Origin of the sequence: Halococcus qingdaonensis (assembly GCF_024508235.1) — an archaeon.
Taxonomy (GTDB): Archaea; Halobacteriota; Halobacteria; order Halobacteriales; family Halococcaceae; genus Halococcus; species Halococcus qingdaonensis.
In genome coordinates this window covers 1,761,797-1,779,405 of sequence record NZ_CP101943.1, presented here as the reverse complement: position 1 = coordinate 1,779,405, position 17,609 = coordinate 1,761,797, and the positions used below count along the sequence as shown (strand labels likewise).

Annotated in this window: 19 protein-coding genes; 4 read left to right on the top strand and 15 right to left on the bottom strand. The window is 66.0% G+C overall.

All coding sequences use genetic code 11. From position 1 onward, the window contains the following. Nucleotides 1–237: 237 nt before the first annotated feature. The 8 genes from NO363_RS09095 to NO363_RS09060 form a co-directional block, all read right to left on the bottom strand. The gene (locus NO363_RS09095; protein ID WP_256684563.1) at nt 238–1,800 is read right to left on the bottom strand and encodes a TrkH family potassium uptake protein; all 1,563 of its coding nucleotides are present in this window, start codon (nt 1,798–1,800) and stop codon (nt 238–240) included. A 39-nt stretch (nt 1,801–1,839) separates the two neighbouring features. Beyond that, nucleotides 1,840–3,330 carry a TrkH family potassium uptake protein gene (locus NO363_RS09090; protein ID WP_256684561.1) on the bottom strand — a complete coding sequence of 497 codons (1,491 nt, stop codon included), beginning with the start codon at nt 3,328–3,330 and terminating at the stop codon, nt 1,840–1,842. After that, nucleotides 3,330–4,664, bottom strand: coding sequence for a Trk system potassium transporter TrkA (gene trkA / locus NO363_RS09085; RefSeq protein WP_256684559.1), 1,335 nt, complete (start codon nt 4,662–4,664; stop codon nt 3,330–3,332). Before trkA ends, NO363_RS09090 begins: the two co-directional genes overlap by 1 nt. Nucleotides 4,665–4,743: 79 nt before the next feature. Next, nucleotides 4,744–5,313: a plastocyanin/azurin family copper-binding protein gene (locus NO363_RS09080; RefSeq protein ID WP_256684557.1), complete on the bottom strand. Its 570-nt coding sequence runs from the start codon at nt 5,311–5,313 to the stop codon at nt 4,744–4,746. 130 nt (nt 5,314–5,443) lie between these two features. Further along, entirely contained in the window at nt 5,444–6,313 is an 870-nt protein-coding gene (locus NO363_RS09075; protein ID WP_256684555.1) for a sulfurtransferase, read from the bottom strand. A gap of 89 nt (nt 6,314–6,402) precedes the next feature. After that, on the bottom strand, nt 6,403–7,140 hold the full coding sequence (locus NO363_RS09070) for a helix-turn-helix domain-containing protein (protein WP_256684553.1): 738 nt from the start codon (nt 7,138–7,140) through the stop codon (nt 6,403–6,405). A gap of 50 nt (nt 7,141–7,190) precedes the next feature. Beyond that, nucleotides 7,191–8,195 carry a YeiH family protein gene (locus tag NO363_RS09065; protein WP_256684551.1) on the bottom strand — a complete coding sequence of 335 codons (1,005 nt, stop codon included), beginning with the start codon at nt 8,193–8,195 and terminating at the stop codon, nt 7,191–7,193. Then, nucleotides 8,189–8,350, bottom strand: a complete 162-nt coding sequence (locus NO363_RS09060) for a hypothetical protein (protein ID WP_256684549.1) — start codon at nt 8,348–8,350, stop codon at nt 8,189–8,191. Before NO363_RS09060 ends, NO363_RS09065 begins: the two co-directional genes overlap by 7 nt. 209 nt (nt 8,351–8,559) lie before the next feature. Between NO363_RS09060 and NO363_RS09055 the strand changes: the two genes are divergently transcribed. The 4 genes from NO363_RS09055 to NO363_RS09040 all read left to right on the top strand — a co-directional run bounded on the left by NO363_RS09055 (nt 8,560) and on the right by NO363_RS09040 (nt 12,008). Continuing rightward, complete coding sequence (locus NO363_RS09055) at nt 8,560–9,372, top strand: helix-turn-helix transcriptional regulator (protein WP_256684546.1); 813 nt, start codon at nt 8,560–8,562, stop codon at nt 9,370–9,372. Nucleotides 9,373–9,507: 135 nt separating this feature from the next. Beyond that, a complete protein-coding gene (locus NO363_RS09050; protein ID WP_256684545.1) occupies nt 9,508–9,648 on the top strand; it encodes a rubrerythrin-like domain-containing protein in 141 nt (46 codons plus the stop codon). A 50-nt stretch (nt 9,649–9,698) separates the two neighbouring features. Next, the gene (locus NO363_RS09045; protein ID WP_256684543.1) at nt 9,699–9,869 is read left to right on the top strand and encodes a DUF7838 family putative zinc beta-ribbon protein; all 171 of its coding nucleotides are present in this window, start codon (nt 9,699–9,701) and stop codon (nt 9,867–9,869) included. Nucleotides 9,870–9,935: 66 nt separating this feature from the next. Then, entirely contained in the window at nt 9,936–12,008 is a 2,073-nt protein-coding gene (locus NO363_RS09040) for a hypothetical protein (RefSeq protein ID WP_256684541.1), read from the top strand. Nucleotide 12,009: 1 nt separating this feature from the next. Here the strand turns inward: NO363_RS09040 and NO363_RS14200 are convergent, their stop codons facing one another. The 7 genes from NO363_RS14200 to gcvT all read right to left on the bottom strand — a co-directional run bounded on the left by NO363_RS14200 (nt 12,010) and on the right by gcvT (nt 17,568). Further along, on the bottom strand, nt 12,010–12,141 hold the full coding sequence (locus NO363_RS14200; RefSeq protein WP_440939884.1) for a DUF7503 family protein: 132 nt from the start codon (nt 12,139–12,141) through the stop codon (nt 12,010–12,012). 274 nt (nt 12,142–12,415) lie between these two features. After that, nucleotides 12,416–12,607 (bottom strand): hypothetical protein, encoded by a 192-nt coding sequence (locus tag NO363_RS09035; RefSeq protein WP_007739069.1) that lies wholly within the window; start codon nt 12,605–12,607, stop codon nt 12,416–12,418. Nucleotides 12,608–12,692: 85 nt separating this feature from the next. Beyond that, a complete protein-coding gene (locus tag NO363_RS09030) occupies nt 12,693–13,124 on the bottom strand; it encodes a CopG family ribbon-helix-helix protein (RefSeq protein WP_007739071.1) in 432 nt (143 codons plus the stop codon). A 70-nt stretch (nt 13,125–13,194) separates the two neighbouring features. After that, a complete protein-coding gene (gene gcvPB / locus NO363_RS09025) occupies nt 13,195–14,622 on the bottom strand; it encodes an aminomethyl-transferring glycine dehydrogenase subunit GcvPB (RefSeq protein ID WP_256684536.1) in 1,428 nt (475 codons plus the stop codon). A 58-nt stretch (nt 14,623–14,680) separates the two neighbouring features. Then, nucleotides 14,681–16,009, bottom strand: a complete 1,329-nt coding sequence (gene gcvPA, locus NO363_RS09020; RefSeq protein WP_256684534.1) for an aminomethyl-transferring glycine dehydrogenase subunit GcvPA — start codon at nt 16,007–16,009, stop codon at nt 14,681–14,683. 84 nt (nt 16,010–16,093) lie between these two features. After that, entirely contained in the window at nt 16,094–16,477 is a 384-nt protein-coding gene (gcvH, locus tag NO363_RS09015) for a glycine cleavage system protein GcvH (protein ID WP_256684533.1), read from the bottom strand. Further along, on the bottom strand, nt 16,474–17,568 hold the full coding sequence (gcvT, locus tag NO363_RS09010) for a glycine cleavage system aminomethyltransferase GcvT (protein ID WP_256684532.1): 1,095 nt from the start codon (nt 17,566–17,568) through the stop codon (nt 16,474–16,476). Before gcvT ends, gcvH begins: the two co-directional genes overlap by 4 nt. Nucleotides 17,569–17,609 lie beyond the last annotated feature (41 nt).

Sequence of the window (17,609 nt, the reverse complement as noted above, 5' to 3'; positions counted from 1 at the left end):
GGCTGGCGGTCCCTGGTGGATGAAGGGCGAGCGCGACCGGAGGAAGCGCGAGGGCTTCGGCGGTGCGGTGCTGTGCGATTGCGGAGCGTCAGTATCCGCGAGAGTGGAACGAGCGCGGTTCGCCGCGAGCGAGGCCGGAGGCCGAGCGAGCGGACGTTTTTAGTCCAGGTTTTTGCGACGAGTGGTGCGTGAGCGAGTGAAACGAGCGATCGCACCCGAGGAGTAAAAAAGTGGGTGTTAGGTACGCCAGTAGGACGGTGTGAGCAGCACGAGCACGGGCAGGATTTCGAGCCGACCGATCCACATCAGGAACGTCATGAGCAGTTTCGAGCTGGCCGGGAAGGCGAGGTAGTTGTTCATCGGGCCGACAGCGCCGAAGCCGGGGCCGACGTTGCCGAGGGTCGAGGCGATGGCGCTCGTGGCTTCGAGTGTGGAGATGGTGTAGCCGACGCGCCAGGAGTCGATGACGATCAAGAGACTGGCGAGGGCGAAGAGGCCGATGTAGAGCAGCGTGAAGGCGTAGATGCCACGGATGGCGCGCTCGTCGATGACGCGGCCGGCGAGTCGGACGGGCGACACCGCTTCGGGGTGCACGGTCGTAAACAGTTCGCGCCGGAGGGATTTGACGATGACCACCCAGCGGATGATCTTGATCGCACTGCCGGTCGAGCCGGCCGAGCCGCCGATGAACATCGCGAAGAGGAGGATCGTCTTCGCTGGTGCGCTCCACGTGGTGAAGTCCATGTTGGCGTAGCCGGTGGTCGTGATGATGGAGACGATGTTGAACAGGGCATGACGCAGCGCGTCCTCGATCTGTCCGATGATGGGTGGGACGGCGTCGGTGACGGTTTCGATGCCGGCACCGGTGAAGAGGAGGCCCGCGATGACGGCCGTCAGCACTCCGATGACGCCGACGTACGACCGGAACTCGGTGTCCTCTGTCAGTTTCTCCGGGTTGCCGGTGAGCGCGTGCCAGAACAGCGCGAAGTTGGCACCGGCGGCGATCATGAACGGGATGATGAGCCACTGGACGGCCGCCGAGAACGCTTCGATCGAGCGGGCTTCCGGCGAGAACCCGCCCGTGGGAAGCGTCGTCAGCGCGTGCGAGACGGCGTTGAACAGCTCCATGTTCGGCGCGAGACCGCCGAGATGGAGCCCGTAGAGCAGCACCATTTCGAGGACGGTGAAGCCGAGATAGACCAGCCAGAGCACGCGTGCGGTCTCGGCGATGCGCGGGGTGAGTTTCTCGATGCCGGGGCCGGGCGCTTCGGCGTCCATCAGCTGTGCGCCACCGACCGAGAGTTCGGGGAGGATCGCGACCGCGAGCACGACGATCCCCATGCCGCCGAGCCACTGGGTGAGCTGTCGCCAGAGCAGGAGGGCGTGTGAGTGCTGAGTAAACGATATCTCGCCCATCATCGTCGCGCCGGTCGTCGTGAACCCGCTCATCGACTCGAAGAGGGCGTTGATCGGGTGGGCGAGCGTCGATCCGGTGCCCATCCCCGCGAGGAGATAGGGGACGGTACCGACGAGCGCGACGACGAGCCACGTGAGCGCGACCATCAGGAACCCCTCGCGCGTGCCGAGATCGGGCTCGGGTTCGACGCGTTCGAGCGCCAGTCCGACGATCACGGTGATGACGAACGCGACGGCGAACGTCAGCACGTCACGGCCGTAGAAAAGCGCCACCGCGAGCGGAATGAGCAGGGTCGCCGAGAGATACTTCACGACCGTGCCGACGAGACCGATGCTCGTTCGCCAATCGACGCGCAGCCGACTCGACGACCACTTCGAAGCCACGTTCGCGTTGGCGGCTGTCGCCGGGATCAATCTATCGCTCTACGATCGCCAGAACGCGCGCGTAAAGAGCACGAGCACGGGGACGATCTCGATGCGCCCGATCCACATCAGTATCGTCATGACGAGCTTCGTCGCGACGGGAAAGCCCGCGTAGCTACCGTAGGGGCCGGCGAAGCCGAAGGCCGGGCCGATATTGAGAAACGTCGAGGCTGCCGCACCCATCGCCTCGAACTCGCTGAGAGCGGCAGCCGACCACGTGGTGTCGACGACGACGAACACCGTCAGCAGCGCGAAGATCACGACGCTCACGAGCGTGTAGGTGTAGATATCGCGGATGGTGCTCTCCTCGACCGGCGATCCGGTCAGGCGTACCGGCCGGATCGCCTCCGGATGGATGGCGGTGAAGAGGTCGCGTCGGAACGCCTTCAGGACGACCAGCCAGCGCACGGTCTTGATCGAGCAGGTCGTCGAGCCGGCCATCCCGCCGACGAACATCCCGACGAAGAGGACGTGGCGCGACAGCGGCGACCACAGGTCGAAATCGACCGTCGCGTAGCCCGTCGTCGTGACGATCGAGACCACCTGAAAGAGCGCGTGGCGCAGCGTCATCTCGACGGTCCCGAAGCGATCGTTGACGAACAGCGAGATCGCCACCAGCGCGGTCGCGCCGAGGACGATCGCGAGATAGAACCGGAACTCCTCGCTCGCTCGCAGGCGACTCGGATCGCCCTGCAGGAGATAGTAGAGCAGGACGAAGTTGGTCGCGCCGACGAACATGAAGGGGATCGTCGCCCACTGGACGGCCGGCGAGAACGCGCCGATGCTCGCGGCCTCCGGCGAGAAGCCGGCCGTCGAGACGGCGGTGAGTGCGTGTGCGACCGCGTCGTACAGCGACAGCGCCGGTGCGAGACCACCGAACGCCAGCACGAGCAGGACGACGACCATCAGCCCGGTGAGTCCGGTGTAGATGCCGCCGAGCAGGCGTGCGGTCTCGGCGATCTTCGGTGCGAGCTTGGTGACGTCCTGTGTCTGGGTTTCGGTCTCCATCAGCTGTGCGCCGCTGACCGACAGCTCCGAGAGCAGCCCGACGGCGAGCACCAGAATGCCGAGACCGCCGAGCCACTGGAGGACGCTGCGCCAGAGCAGGATCGATCGCGAGTGCAGACCGAAATCGGTGATGACGGTTGCACCAGTGGTCGTGATGCCGCTCATCGACTCGAAGAGGGCGTTCACCGGGCTGGCGAACACGCCCGCACCGGTGAGAACGAAGGGAACGGTGCCGACGAGTGCGACCGCGAGCCACGCGAGCGCGACCAGGAGGAACGCCTCGCGCGGGCCGGGAGCCGTGCGCTCGAAGCGTTGCAGACCGGTGCCGACCGTAAGGGTGAGTGCTGTTGGCACGAGAAACGGGAGCAGCGAGTCGCCGTAGAGGGCGGCCACGCCGACGAGCACGGCAAGCGGGACGGCAAGCGCCTGGAGCACGGTGCCGAGAAGGCTCGCGCTCGTGCGGACGTCGACCCGAACCGCCATCAAAGCCGGCTCGCGACCGCGTCGACGGCCTCGGTTTCGACGAAGACGACGACGTGGTCGCCGACTTCGACGACCGTATCGCCCCGGGGTGTAATGAACTCGCCGTCACGCGTGATCGCGCCGATCGTCACGCGGGCGGGGAGATCGTCGGTGGCGTCGGTGATCGGTCGCCCGGCGAGCGTGCTGTCGTCGTCGATCTGGATCTCGAGTACTTCGGCGCGGTCGTGGTCGATGATGGCGACGTTCTCCATGCGGCCGTCGAGCGTGAACCGGATGATCTCCTCGGCGGTCGCATCGCGCGGGTTGATCGCCGCGTCGACGCCGACCGCCTCGAAGAGATCGGTGTATTCGGCGCTCTCGACGACGGCGATCGTCCGATCGACGCCGACGCGGTCGGCGAGCAGCGAGGCCAGTAAGTTCTTCTCGTCGGAACCGAGCGCGGCGATCGCCACGTCCGCGTCGCCGACGTGTTCGCGCGTGAGGAACTCCCGGTCGGTCGCGTCGCTCGACATCACCGTCGTCTCCGGGAGGCGTTCGGCGAGCTCGCGAGCACGCTCGGGGTCGCGTTCGATGAGGCGCGGCTGCAGTCCCCGTTCCCCGAGCAGTTCGGCCGTCTGGACGGCGATCTCGCTGCCGCCGATGATGACGACGTCACGGTTCTCGTCGCGGTCGGTCGCGAGATCGGCGGCGAACGCGCGCGTGCTTTCGGCGCTGCCGATGACGACGATTTCGTCGCCGGTCGCCAGTTTCGTCTCGCCGTCGGGGACGATCAGTCCGTCCTCGTGGAGCACGGCCGCGACGGTGAGCTCGTTGAACTGGTCGTCGGCCTCGGCGACCGTCTGGCCCGCGATCGGGCTGTTCGGGGGGATACAGAACTCCGCCAACAGGACGCTCCCCTCGGCGAAGACGTCGACGTTCTGGGCGGCCGGCAGCCCGATGACGCGGGTGACGGTCTCGGCGGCCAGCAGGTTCGTCGAGACCATGAAATCGACGCCGAACGCGCCGCCGGACTCCTCCCACGTCTGGAGGTAGTTCGTCGATCTGACGCGGGCGATGGTGAACGCGTCGCTGGCGGTTTTGGCCGTCGCGCAGGTGACGATGTTCGTCTCGTCGTCGTCGGTGCTCGCGATGAACAGATCGGCCGCGCCGACGTCAGCCTCCCGCAGCGTCGCGAGCGACGTGCCGTCGCCCTCGATAGCGAGCACGTCGAGCGAGTAGGTGAGCGATTCGACGCGGCTATCGTCGGTGTCGATCACGACGACCTCGTGGTCGTCGTCGAGGCTCTCGGCGATCGAGGAGCCGACCTGTCCGGCCCCGACGATGATCACGCGCACGGGGATCGCCCTCTGACCATACCGACAGTTCGTAGCGGCGAGTAAGTGGATTTCCCTTTCAGCGTCGGTTCACCGAGCCTCACTCCGAGACCGTGACCGTGCCGACCATCCCCGAACTCACGTGTGGGATGCAGACGTAGGTGTACTCGCCGGCCGTCTCGAAGGTGTGTTCGTAAGTTTTGCCCTCCTCGACCACGGCGTAGGGGTCGCCGTCGTACGACGAGAACGGCTCCGCGCCATCGGGAAGACTCACCTCCTCGCTGTCCTTCGGTACGGCACCGACGTTGTGACCGGCGCTCTCGAACTCCCACGATACCGTATCGCCGGCCGACACTTCGACCGCCTCCGGTTCGAAGACGAGCCGTCCGTCCGGGCCGGCTGCGACCGTGGTCGTCTCGCCGCCGCCCGCGCTACTGTTGCCGCTCGCACCGCCCGTTCCGTTTCCGCCGGCCGTCGCGTCGCCACTCGTCGAACCGCCGCTCTCGCTCGTGGCGTTCCCACCGGAGTCGTTGCCACCACCGCTCCCGCCGCTCGTCCCGTTGCTGCCATCGCCGCCGTCACCGGCGGAACCGCTGCTACAGCCCGCCGCGAGCACGGTACCGGTCGTGGCGATGCCGGCGAGGAACCGCCGCCGATTCGTTCGTTGCATTCGCCGAAAGCTTCGGCGAGGACGGACAAAAGCCGTTGGATATCGTCGTGTTCGGCGGTCTGCGCTACCGATGAGCACGATCCTGCAGTACGATTCCATGCGTGGCGTCGTCGTGTCGAGAGAGGGAGAACTACTCGCCGCGGATGCCCGCCCGCCGGCCGCGCTCGATCGGCGCGCCGACGGTGTTGCCCCACTCGACCCACGAGCCGTAGTAGTTGCGCACGCTCTCGTAGCCGAGCAGTTCGTGGAGGACGAACCAGGTCAGCGCCGAGCGCTCGCCGATGCGACAGTAGACGACCACCTCCTCGTCGATGCCCGCCTCGCGGTAGATCTCCCGGATGGTTTCCTCGGACTTGAACCGGCCGTCGGCGTCGACGACCTGGCTCCAGGGAACGTTCACCGCGCCGGGGATGTGGCCGCCGCGCTGGACGCCCTCGTTCCAGCCCGGCGGCGCGAGCACCTCGCCGCGGTACTCCTCGGGAGTTCTGACGTCGACCAGCGACGTGCCGCGTTCCATCGCCGTCTCGACCTCCGCGCGATCGACTCGGATCGATTCGTTCGGGCTCGCGCCGGTGTACGACCGTGGACTGAACTCCGGAACTTCGTCGGTGAGGTCGTAGTCGTCGGCGAGCCAGCCGTCGCGGCCGCCGTCGAGCAGGCGGACGTCGGCGTGGCCGTAGTAGCTGAGCAGCCAGTAGCCGTAGCCGGCGAACCAGTTCATCATGTCGCCGTAGACGACGACGGTCGACTCGGGAGTAACGGCGATATCGCCGAGCAGCGCCTCGAAGTCGGCGACCGACGGGATGTCGAACGCCGTCGAATCCTGGAGATCCTCTTTCCAGTCGAGCTTCGTCGCCCCCGGGATGTGGCCCGTCTCGTAGCTGCTCGGATCGAGGTCGACTTCGAGCAGGCGGGCGGCGGGGTCGTTGGCCACGAACTCGTCGAGGCGCGCCGCGACCCACTCCGGCGGGACGAGCACGTCCGTCGCGTGGTCGGTCATCGCTTACCGTCCGCTAGGTCGCAGTGGGTATTAAACCCGTGCTGTCGGCCATCGATGACGTGCCGCTGCGGCGCTCTGACAAACACGAGCTATCGAAGCCACCGATCGCGCTCGTCGTCGGCGACGTAGCGCCGGGCGAGCTGGCTCTCGGCCTGTCGGAGACGATAGGAAAGCGTCGAGCGAGGGACATCGAGCTCGTCGGCGAGCTCGTCGAGCGTCGTCTCTCGTGGGGTTTCGTAGTAGCCGTCCTCGACGGCCGCCTGAAGCGCCGCGCGCTGTTCGGCCGCTACCGAGACCGACGCCAGCGAGTCGCGCTGCCAGCCGTCGGCGTCGCGGAGATGGCCCATCCGGAAGGAGAGCCCGTCGCGCAGCCGGGCGGCGAGTTCGTCGTAGAGCACGCCCACCTTCGCGTCCGAGCGCATCAGCACGCGCCAGGAGTGGCGGTTCTCGCTTCGGAGGGTTTCGAAGACGAGCCCGGGCGGGAGGTGTTTTCCCGAGAGAGTGTGGACGGACTCGCAGGCGCTGATCCCGTCGAGATAGGTGTAGACGACGAGCCGGTTCTCGCCGCGTTCGAGCACGTCGTGATAGCGCGTCGCCTCGCAGTCGCGTTCGGTGAGCGACTCGCCGCAGGTGTCGTCGTCGAAGCGGATCTCCTCGATGCGGTCGAGCGTCGCCGGCGAGCCGGCGATACGCTCGATGCGCCAGAACCGCTCCTCGGTCACGAAGCCGTCGAGCGAGCGCGCCACCGCGTCGGGATCGTCGATGAAGGCGTCCATGATGGGGTCGGTCCCGCGCTCGTACTCGATGGTGAACGTGAACTCCCGCATCCATCCGTCCGTTCGGCGCGCGCGAAAAGAACATGCCGTTTCCGGAGCCGTCAGAACAGCGTCGTGAGGACGAACAGACAGACCGTGCTCACGCAGATGAGGCTCACGAGCACGACGAGAACGGGCTTGATCCCCGTCGAGCGGAGTTCGTCGAGGCGGATGTCGAGCCCGAGGCCGGCGAAGGCGAACAGGAACAGCCAGTCGGCGGCGTGTTCGAGCGAGGCGAGCTGGGCCCCGCCGAGCACGCCGGTGTTCGCGACCAGCATCAGCCCCAGAAAACCGAGCACGAACTTGGGAAACGAGTGCCAGAGGTAGCCGATGCCACCGGGAACGGCGTCGTTGCGCTCCCCGCCGGAGCGGCGGATGTAGTAGAGCGCGTAGGCGATGGCCGCGAGGCCGATGAGCGCGTTGCGCGTGAGCTTGACCAGCAGTGCCCACTGGCCGGCCGCCTGCGAGAAGGCGAAGCCGGCGGCGGTCACGGGGCCGGTGCTGAACATCGTCAGCCCTGCCCAGATGCCGAAGACCTTGTCCGTGAGCCCGAAGAGATGGCCGAGCGCCGGATAGGCGAGCAGCGTCACGGCATCGAACAACAACACTGTGGCGGCCGCGTAGGCGATCTGGTCCTCGTCGGCCTCGATGCTGCCGGCCGTCGCGACGACCGCCGAGACGCCACAGATGCTCGACCCAGCGGCGAGCAGCGAGCCGATCTTCCCGCGGATGCCGAACGCGCCGCGTGCGAGCGCCTCGACGGTGAGGATCGTCGTCATCACCGTGGCGATCACGAGAATTAGGATCGTCGGGCCGGCGTCGACCACGCGATCGAGAGCGACGCTCGCGCCCATCAGGACGATCCCGCCTTCGAGCCAGAGTTTGTTCGTCCCGATGCCGGCGCTCGCCCAGTCGGGGACGCCGTAGAGGTTGCCGACGATCAGCCCGATGACGATGGCGAGGATCAGGTGGCTCGTCGGAACGACCGTTGCGAGCGCCCGCGCGGCCAGCCCGATGACGACGAGCACGCCGATGCCCGGCAGCACCGACTCGCGGACGTTCACCACGGGATCTGCACACCGCTGGCGACGATCACCAGGACGAGCGCGCCGAGCACCACCGCCTGCCAGTCGTGCGGGAGCTCCGTCCAGTAGCTGGCCAGCGTCCTCGCCGCGCTCGATTCGCCACCCACCGTGCCGCCGCTCTGCTGTTCGTTGCTCATCGGCTTCCCCGTTCGTCGCGGTCGATCCCGTTTCGACGCGTTCGATCGATACGTCGCATCTTGCTTGTCCGTCCGGCGATGGCAATCATAGCCCTTCGTTTGGCGCACGCCAAATCTTCCTTTCGCGTCGGCAGTCTGGGGAGAGCGGTTCGATCGGCCCACTTCCGGAGATACGTTTATTACCCATGTCGAACAATGACATATGAACGATGGACACCGAGCGCCTCGTCGAACTGATCAGGCGTGCGCCGGTGCTCGCGGCGTTGCAGGACGCCGAATCGATGGATCGGCGCGACCTCGAAGCGGAGCTCGAGGTCTCGAAATCGACGGTCCACCGTCTCACGCGCTCGCTCCGCGAGCACGGTCTCATCGAGCGCGAGGCGGGTGCGTTCGTGCTCACGCCGCTGGGACGGGCGTGCGCCCGCGAGGTCGCGTCGTTCACGGCAACCGTCGAGACGGCGTGGGAGCTCGCGCCAGTGCTGGCCGCCGCCGACGCCCACGACGTCGCCTTCGACGCGGCGGCGTTCGCCGACGCGACCGTGACGACCGCCGCGCCCGGCAACCCGTACCGGCCGGTCGAGCGGTTCATGACGCTCGTCGACGCGACCGACGAACTCCGCGGGCTCGATCCGGCGATCATCAACCCGCTGCATATCGACGCTCTCCACGAGCGCATCGTCGGCGGGATGACGACCGAAGTCGTCTTCCCGACGAGCGTCGTCGCGGAGCTGCTCGAAACGAACCCCGAGCGCGCCGAGCGGACGTTCGCCAGCGGCAACTTCTCGATCCTTGTCCACGACGATCTGCCGTTCGGACTGACGCTCTGTGCCGAGCGCGTCGGTGTGGGTAGCTACGACGACGACACCGGGCTGTTGCGAACGTACGCCGATACCGACGCGCCCGCTGCCCGCGAGTGGGCCGAGGCGGTCTACGACGACTACCGCGATGCCGCGATCCCACTGGGCGAACACCCTGATCTCGCCCGGCTCCACCCGGGCATGACCGTCGGTGAGAACGAGTAATCCTCCATCGGCCGCTCACCGGTGGGCGTCCAGTCTGTGGCATACATACGAACCCTTATCGCGTCCGCATGGGGCCTAGTGGTTATATACCATAGTTGCATAAGTATTATTAATACTGACTGTCTACGGCTGTATATGTACGATGTCGTCGAGGAGTCCACACGCGAGTCGACATACGAGTGCCTCCAGTGTGGGAAGATCGTCGAGCGAACGACACATCCGGGCGCGTGTTCCTGTGGCGGCAGTTTCCAGAACCGAGCGATGTCGCTCGAATAGGGCGATCACGAAACCAGTAGATTGAGGGCCGCCGACCGTGATGCGACGGTATGAGCCTCGAACGCGAACAGTACTGTCCGGTGTGTGACGACGAACGGGTGTTCTACCGCGCGGCGAGCACGATGATGCATCTCGGCGAGAAGACGAAATGGCGCTGTCCCGACTGTGACTACGGGTTCGTCACCATCGGCGAGGACGTCGACTCCAGCGCGTCGGCGTAGCCGATCGACGCCCACACGCTTTTGCTGTCGCGACGACTGCCCATAGCCACGGGATGAACCGATAAGATGACGGATCGATCGGGCGCGGCGACGCGGCCCACGTTCGAGCGGACGGAGGACGGATTGGCGGTCGTCGACCCGATAGAACGCCATCGATACGTGCTCTCGACGGGCCCCACACGGCCGACGGCAGTCGAGCCATCGCGATTTCTGTTTCCGGTCGAGAGCGCGGTGTCGATCCGGACCGACGGGATCGGACTGCCGAGCGTCGTCTCGATCCACGTCCGTGACGAGCGGGGCACGGTCGTCGCCCGCGCCGAGCATCACGCGGAGGAGCAACTCCCGAGCGAAGCGTACATTATCGAAGTGAGCGCACCGGTGAAGCTCTATTTCCGCGTGGAAGCCGCGCTCGATATTACCGCCGATACCGAGGGAATGGCGATCGAGTTCGGCGGCGAGCGCGAGGTGCTGGTCGGCGCACGTTCACACCACGAGCAGCCGGCGGCGACGGTGCGGACGCCCGCTGAGCCCGAGGCGATGATGGAGGCGATCTCGACGCTCGGGTCGGCACTGAAGACGACGACGCCCGAGCGGTCGTATCCGACCCTTCGTGGTCATCCGCCAACAATCGAGTTGGCAGACTCCTTGGAGCTGGCGGGGCTGGAACCGCCCGAGACGGGTGTGACCATCGAGGTGCCGCCGGAGTACGAATCGATATACGTGGCCGCGCCGCTTTCGTACTATCTGGGTGCGACGATCGAGCCAGGTATCGAACCGCTGTTACGGACTGATCGCGGGTTCGAGCAGTCGCTCGCCGGCCCGCAGGGGTTCGAGCGAACGGTCGCACGGACGCTCAAACAAGCGTTCTTCATGGACTGTCTCACTCGGACCGAGGGGCTGTATCCGGTCGATCTTCACGAACGACGGGTGCTGGAGGGCAAGCTAGGACTCGATTTCCCGACGCTCTACGAGCAACCGCTGGCGGCCCAGCTCGAAACGTATCTCTCGATCCCCTACCGGACGATCGCCGAGCACGTGCCGACCTGGAAGCTCACCGCGAACGTCGCGGCGACGGCCGACAGCATCGAGCACCTGTCGTTCGTCGTCGCCGACCTCGCCGTCGTTCGGTCGCTGACTCCGGCGACCGGCCCGGGGGAGATGGCGTCCGCTGTCGAGAGAGCGACCGACGAGGGCGGTCAGTTCCTCGACGAGCCGGCCGACATCGATATCGAGGAGCCGTTCGTGCGACCCGAGCCGGCCGATTCGCTGGAGCAGACGTGGATCGGTGAGGGGACGCCACTGGGGGCGAGCAAGGCGTCGCTGGCGGCCTATCACAATCGGTTGGAGCGCACACCCGCCGAGGGTGACATCGAGATCACGGTCGTCTGCAACGATGCGGCGATGGCTGACGAACGCGCCGTCGAGGCGAGCTACGGCGAGCGCGCGGACCTGCCCTTCGACGTGACCGTCGCCCACGATCTCACCACCGACGAGCTGGCGGACGTGCTCGCCGCCCGGACGGATTTCCTGCACTACATCGGCCACGTCGACGACGAGGGGTTCGCGTGTGCGGACGGCCGTCTCGACGCCCGGCAGCTCGACTCGGTCGGTGTGGACGCCTTCCTGCTCAATGCTTGCCAGTCATATCGTCAGGGGATGGCGCTGATCGAGGGCGGGGCCATCGGCGGGATCGTCACCCTCTCGGACATTTTGAACAGCGAGGGTGTTAAGATGGGTACGGCGCTCGCGCGCCTGCTCAACACCGGGTTTCCACTTGGTTCTGCGCTCGAAATCGCACGTAGCGAGAGCATCATGGGTGGCGAATATCTCGTTGTAGGGGATGGCGAGATAGCGATCGCGCAGGCTGCTCATCTACAGCCCAATCTGTGTGAAATCGAGCGAGATGATGACTCATTCGAGGCAACATACAAGACGTTTCTCACATCCTGGGACGGTATTGGAACCGCTGTCCGACCGGAAATCGGTGACAACACGGATCATTATATTTCGTCCGGTGACGTGGGGTCTTTCGACGTTTCCGAAGAAGAACTCGTCGAATTTCTGTCGCTCGAAGACATTCCTGTGATAGTACGAGAGAAACTGAACTGGAGCCGGAGCATTGACGTCGAATCCGTGTAACTTAGGGACCAACTATTCCAGTATGATTGGCGGCCACAGCCCCCATCTGTGACAGCAGCACGGTCAGGCTGAACAGCGCGGCGAGCGTTTTCGGGTGGCGGTACAGGTACGTCCGCAGTGGGTCATCGGACATGACAGTTACACCCACGCATGCCGAGAATATGAATATTTTCAAATATATCCTACAGAAATTATAAAAATCTTATCTCATCGGACAACCCTTAAATCCAATCACATTTTTCGATTCGGTGGTTCATGATGCTTAGCAGTCATGGTACCGGCTTTTAGGGGAAGTCGTATTATCGTTGTTGCCAGTTGCTAGCGCATTCGGTGCCGGACCATCGAGAAACGCGTCTCGGTGCTCGCACGCAGCTGTCGAGGGCGCGGATCGATGTCGAAAAGAACGGCTACGAGAGTTTCGTGCGCAGATCGTCCCAGCAGTCGGGACAGACCTGCCGATCGACGCAGTAGCGTTTGATATCGGCTTCGTCGCCCATGAACTGCTTCGTCGACCGCGTCGTGTCCTCGATTTCGAGGGTGACGCAGTGGCGGGGTCGTTCCTCGGAGACGCCCGCGCCACAGAGTGGACACGCTGCCATACAGTATCCCTTTGTGATACGAGCACATAAATCTATCTAGCTATCACCGAAGATATCGTTCCGCCGGACGAACGCCCGATCGTTCTTATCCGCTATCGGCGAGCGGACCGGCGAAGTCGTCGACCGGCATCACCGAATAGTCGACGGTGAGGGTGTTCTTCGTCGCCCGGATCTGCCCGACGAACGCCGAAATCGACTCCAGCGAGCCGTCGAGGATGAACAGTTCCATGCAGTAGCGGTTGCCGACGTGGCTGTGGAAGTTCGCGGCGACGAGCCCCTCGTGTTCGTGGCGCAACCCCATCAACCGCTCCTCGACGCTCGTGGTCTCGTAGTTGAACAACACCGTGACGACGCCCATGAGTTCGCGATCCTCCAGCCGGGCGTCCTCGAACTCGCCGAGGAGGTCGCGTGCGGCGTCACGAACCACCTCGCTGCGCCCGGTGTAGCCGTGATCGTCGGCGAACTCGTCGATCCGGTTCAGTAACTCCTCGGGCATCGAAACGCTGACGACGGTCATATGTCAACCCACGTCGGCTGCACTACTAAACCTTAGCAACGCGGTGCGATAACGGTGGTCGTGTTGTGAATCAGTCGTCGAGCGTCTGCCAGGACAGCCGCGGGTTCCGTGCGGCATCGGCCTGATCGATGCGCCCCGCTGCGGTCCGTTCGGGCGCGGTTTCGAGTGCTTCGTCGCCATCGTCGGCCGCGTTGTTGAACGCGCGCGCGAGCTGATCGAGCGCCGCTTTGGTCTCGGCCTCGGTCGGTTCGGTCATCAGCGCCTCGTCGACGATCTCGGGCCACTTCGTCGTCGGCGGATGGACGCCGTAATCGAGCATTCGTTTGGCGACGTCAGCCGCGTCGCGGTCGGCGCTCGCGACGAACTCGTGGTGGAACGGCGAGAACGGGATCTCGTACTCGATCTGACTGGCGAGGTAGTTCGCGTTCAGCACCGCTTTCGCGCTCGTATCTTCGAGCCCGCTGTCGCCGAGTCTGGCGATGTAGGCGTAGGTCTTGAGCAGCACGAGCCAGTTGCCCGCGAACCCGTGGACCTTGCCGATCGAGTGCTCCGGCTCGACCTGTTCGTACTCGCCGTCGCGCTCCTCGATCTGCGGTGACGGGAGATAGGGTGCGAGCTCCTCGACGACGCCGACCGGTCCAGCGCCGGGGCCGCCGCCACCGTGAGGCGTCGCGAACGTCTTGTGGACGTTGTAGTGCATCACGTCGAAGCCCATGTCGCCGGGTCGTGCACGACCCAAGAGCGCGTTGAGGTTCGCGCCGTCGTAGTAGAGCAGCCCGCCCGCCCCGTGGACGATCTCGGCGATCTCCTCGATGTCGCGCTCGAACAGGCCGAGCGTGTTGGGGTTGGTGAGCATCAGCGCCGCCGTGTCGTCACTCACTGCCGCTTCGAGCGCGTCGACGTCGACGCGGCCGTCCTCGGCGCTCGGCAGCGAGACGACGTCGTAGCCCGCGAGCGCCGCGCTGGCGAAGTTCGTCCCGTGAGCGCTCTCGGGAACGATGATCTCGTTTCGATCGTTGCCGTGTTCTTCGTGGTAGGTCTTCGCGACCAGGATCCCCGTGAACTCGCCGGCGGCCCCGGCGGGCGGCTGGAGGGTGACACTGTCCATCCCGCCGATGCGCGCGAGATACGTCTGGAGGTGATGACGGAGTTCGAGCGTCCCTTGCGTGCTCGCCGCCGAGCGCGCGGGGTGGGTTCCGGCCCCCGGCAGCGCCGCCACGTCCTCGGTGAACTTCGGGTTGTACTTCATCGTACAGCTGCCGAGCGGGAACGGCCCGCTCTCGACGCCGTAGTTCATCTGCGAGAGGCGCGTGTAGTGGCGGGCGAGCTCCGGCTCCGCGGGGTCCGGCAGCTCGACCGTCTCCCGAGTGAGATCGTCGGGCAACGGCGAGTCGTCGACCGCGACCGCCGTCGAGCGCTTCTCGGCGAGCAGCGGTTCGTAGGTGTCCGGGGTCTCGTCGCCGTCCTCGCGCGTCCACGTGGCCTGATCGTATCTCATGCGAACCTCCTCCGTGGTGAGCATGAGGCAGGGAGGACGCGGAGCGTCCGACCGTGTTTCATGCGACCACCTCGACGGCCGCGACGAGATCCTCGATCTCCCCGGCGTTCGTCTCCGTGACACAGAACTGCAGGAGGTCGTCGTCGATCGCGTGCACGGCGAACCCCTCGTTTTCGAGCGCCTCGCGCGCGTCTTCTGCCGGCCGGTCGGTCCGAACGGCGAACTCACGGAAGTGGTGGCGATCGTGGGCCGGCGCTTCGACGCCGTCGACGTCGTCGAGCCGGTCGGCGAGATCGCGCGCGTTCGTCACGCAGTCCTCGGCGAGCCCGACGAGCCCGTCGGCACCGAGCCACGCGGCGTGCATCGCGGCTCTGAGCGCGACCCACGCCTGGTTCGTACAGATGTTGGACGTCGCGCGCTCGCGGCGGATGTGCTGTTCCCTGGTCTGGAGAGTGAGCGTGTACGCCCGGTTCCCGTCGCTGTCCTCGCCCACGCCGACAAGTCGCCCCGGCACCTGCCGGAGGAAATCCTCGTGTGTCGCGAACAGGCCGAGCCCGAGCCCGCCGCTCGCACCGAGTCCGAGCGCCGCGTCGCCGACCACCACGTCGGCCCCGACGCTCGCGGGCTCTTCGAGTAGCGACAGCGCGATCCCGTCCGTCCCGAGACAGAACAGCGCGCCGTGCTCGTCTGCGAGCTCGCCGATCTCGCTCAGCCCTTCCTCGATGGTGCCTCTCACGGTGGGGTTCTCGGCGTACACCATCGCACAGTCGTCGTCGAGCGCGTCGGCCAGCGCCTCGCGGTCGGCGTTGCCGTCCTCCATCGGATAGCGTTCGATCGTCGCCTCGGTGCCGGCGAGGTAGTTCTCGAGCACCGCGCGCCGCCCATCGGCGAGCAGTTCGGGGATCAGCACGCGCGTCCCGTCGACCGAGCGCGCCCGGAGCGCGAGGGTCGCGGCCTCGCCGAGCGCGCTCGCGGCGTCGTACATCGAGCAGTTCGCGATCTCCAACCCCGTGAGTTCGACCAGCATCGACTGGTACTCGAACAGCGCCTGGAGGAACCCCTGTGCGACCTCGGGCTGGTACTGCGTGTACGAGGAGAGGAACTCCGACCGATCCGCGAGGTGGTCGACCATCGACGGGACGTAGTGGTCGTAGTGACCGCGCCCGAGAAACGCCGTGAGGTCGTCGTCGCGATCGAGGTGGAGCTGTACCTCGCGGCGGATCTCGCGCTCGCTGCGCGGCGCGATGCCGAACTCACCGTCGAAGCGAACTTCCTCCGGAATGTCGAACAGCTCCTCCTCGCTCTCGACGCCGATCGCGTCCAACATCGCTGCCGTCTCGGCGTCGGTATGGGGCGCGAACGGGCTTCCGCGGCCGGTATCGCTCATCGCCGCCCTCCCGTGTCATGTGGGGACATTCGATACCGGGCGTCGGGTCGCGGTCCATATCAGACCGTCGGTCTCGGTGACGCGTTACTCGATCTGGTCGCGGTACTCGTCCGCGCTCAGCAGTTCGTCGAGACCGCTCTCGTCGGCGAGATCGACCTCGACGAGCCAGCCCTCACCGTAGGGGTCGTCGTTGAGCAGTTCGGGCGCGTCGAGCAGTTCGTCGTTCGTCGCCGTCACGGTACCCGTCACCGGCGAGTAGAGATCGGAGACGGCCTTGATCGATTCGACGACGCCGAGCTGTTCGTCGTGGGCGATCTCTGCACCTTCGTCGGGGAACTCGACGAAGACGATGTCGCCGAGCTCGTCCTGGGCGAAGTCGGAGATCCCCACCCGTGCGGTGCCGCCGTCCTCGCTGGCCCATTCGTGGCTCTCCATGTAGCCGCGGTCGTCGGGAACGTCGAAGCTCATCGTTCGTAGAACGGGAGCGCCGTGATATGTGCATCTTTCGCCTCGCCGCGGACGACGATGCCGATGTCAGTTCCCGGCTCGGTGTGGTCGGCGGGGACGTAGCCGAGTCCGATCGGCACCCCGAGGGTAGGGGCCATCGTCCCGCTCGTCACCGTGCCGATCGCCTCCCCGTCGCTGCTTTGAATATCGTAGCCGTGGCGGGGCACCGCGCGCTCGTCGAGTTCGAAGCCGACGAGTCGTTCGTCGGGCCCCGATTCCTCGACCGCGGCGAGCGCGTCCCGACCGACGAACTCGGTGTCGGTGTCGACCGCGAACCCGATGCCCGCCTCGTAGGGGTTCCGGGGGTTCTCCTCGCTATCGAAGTCCTGGCCGGCGAGCAGGAGGCCGGCCTCCATGCGCAGCGTGTCGCGCGCGCCGAGCCCACAGGGCTGGCAGTCGAACGCCTCCCAGACCGCCTCGGCGTCCGCCGACGGGAAGATCACCTCGAAGCCGTCCTCGCCGGTGTAGCCCGTGCGCGCGAGCAATCCCTCGCTCCCGGCGATCGTCGTATCGATCGCCGCAAAGTTCGGGAGTTCCGCGAGCGCGTCGTCGCCGGTCGCCTCGGCAACGAGATCGGCGGAGTCGGGTCCCTGAACCGCGATCATCGCGTACTCCTCGGTGCGGTTCTCGACCGTGGCGTCGAGATTCCACTCGTCGCGGTGGGACTCCCAGCGCTCCTCCATCGCGACGTCGTTGCCCGCGTTCGGCACGAACAGGAACTCCTCGTCGCGACTTTCGGGCAATCGGTACAGCATCGTGTCGTCGAGGATCACTCCCTCGGAATCGGTGATCGCCGCGTACTGTGCCGTGCCGGCGTCGACCGTGCGGACGTCGTTGCTGGTGAGTCGGTTCATCAGTTCGTCGGCGTCGGGGCCCGAAACGACGATCTCACCCATATGCGAGACGTCGAACTTGCCGACCCCCTCGCGGACGCTCTCGTGTTCGGTGCGGATCGAGTCGAACTCGACGGGCATCTCCCAGCCGCCGAACTCGGTGACTTTCGCGTCGCGGCTCTCGTGGGCCGCACCCAGTGGTGGTGTACGAAGCGCCATACCGCCACCTCACGCCGCGGGGTCTAATGGCTTGCTTCCGG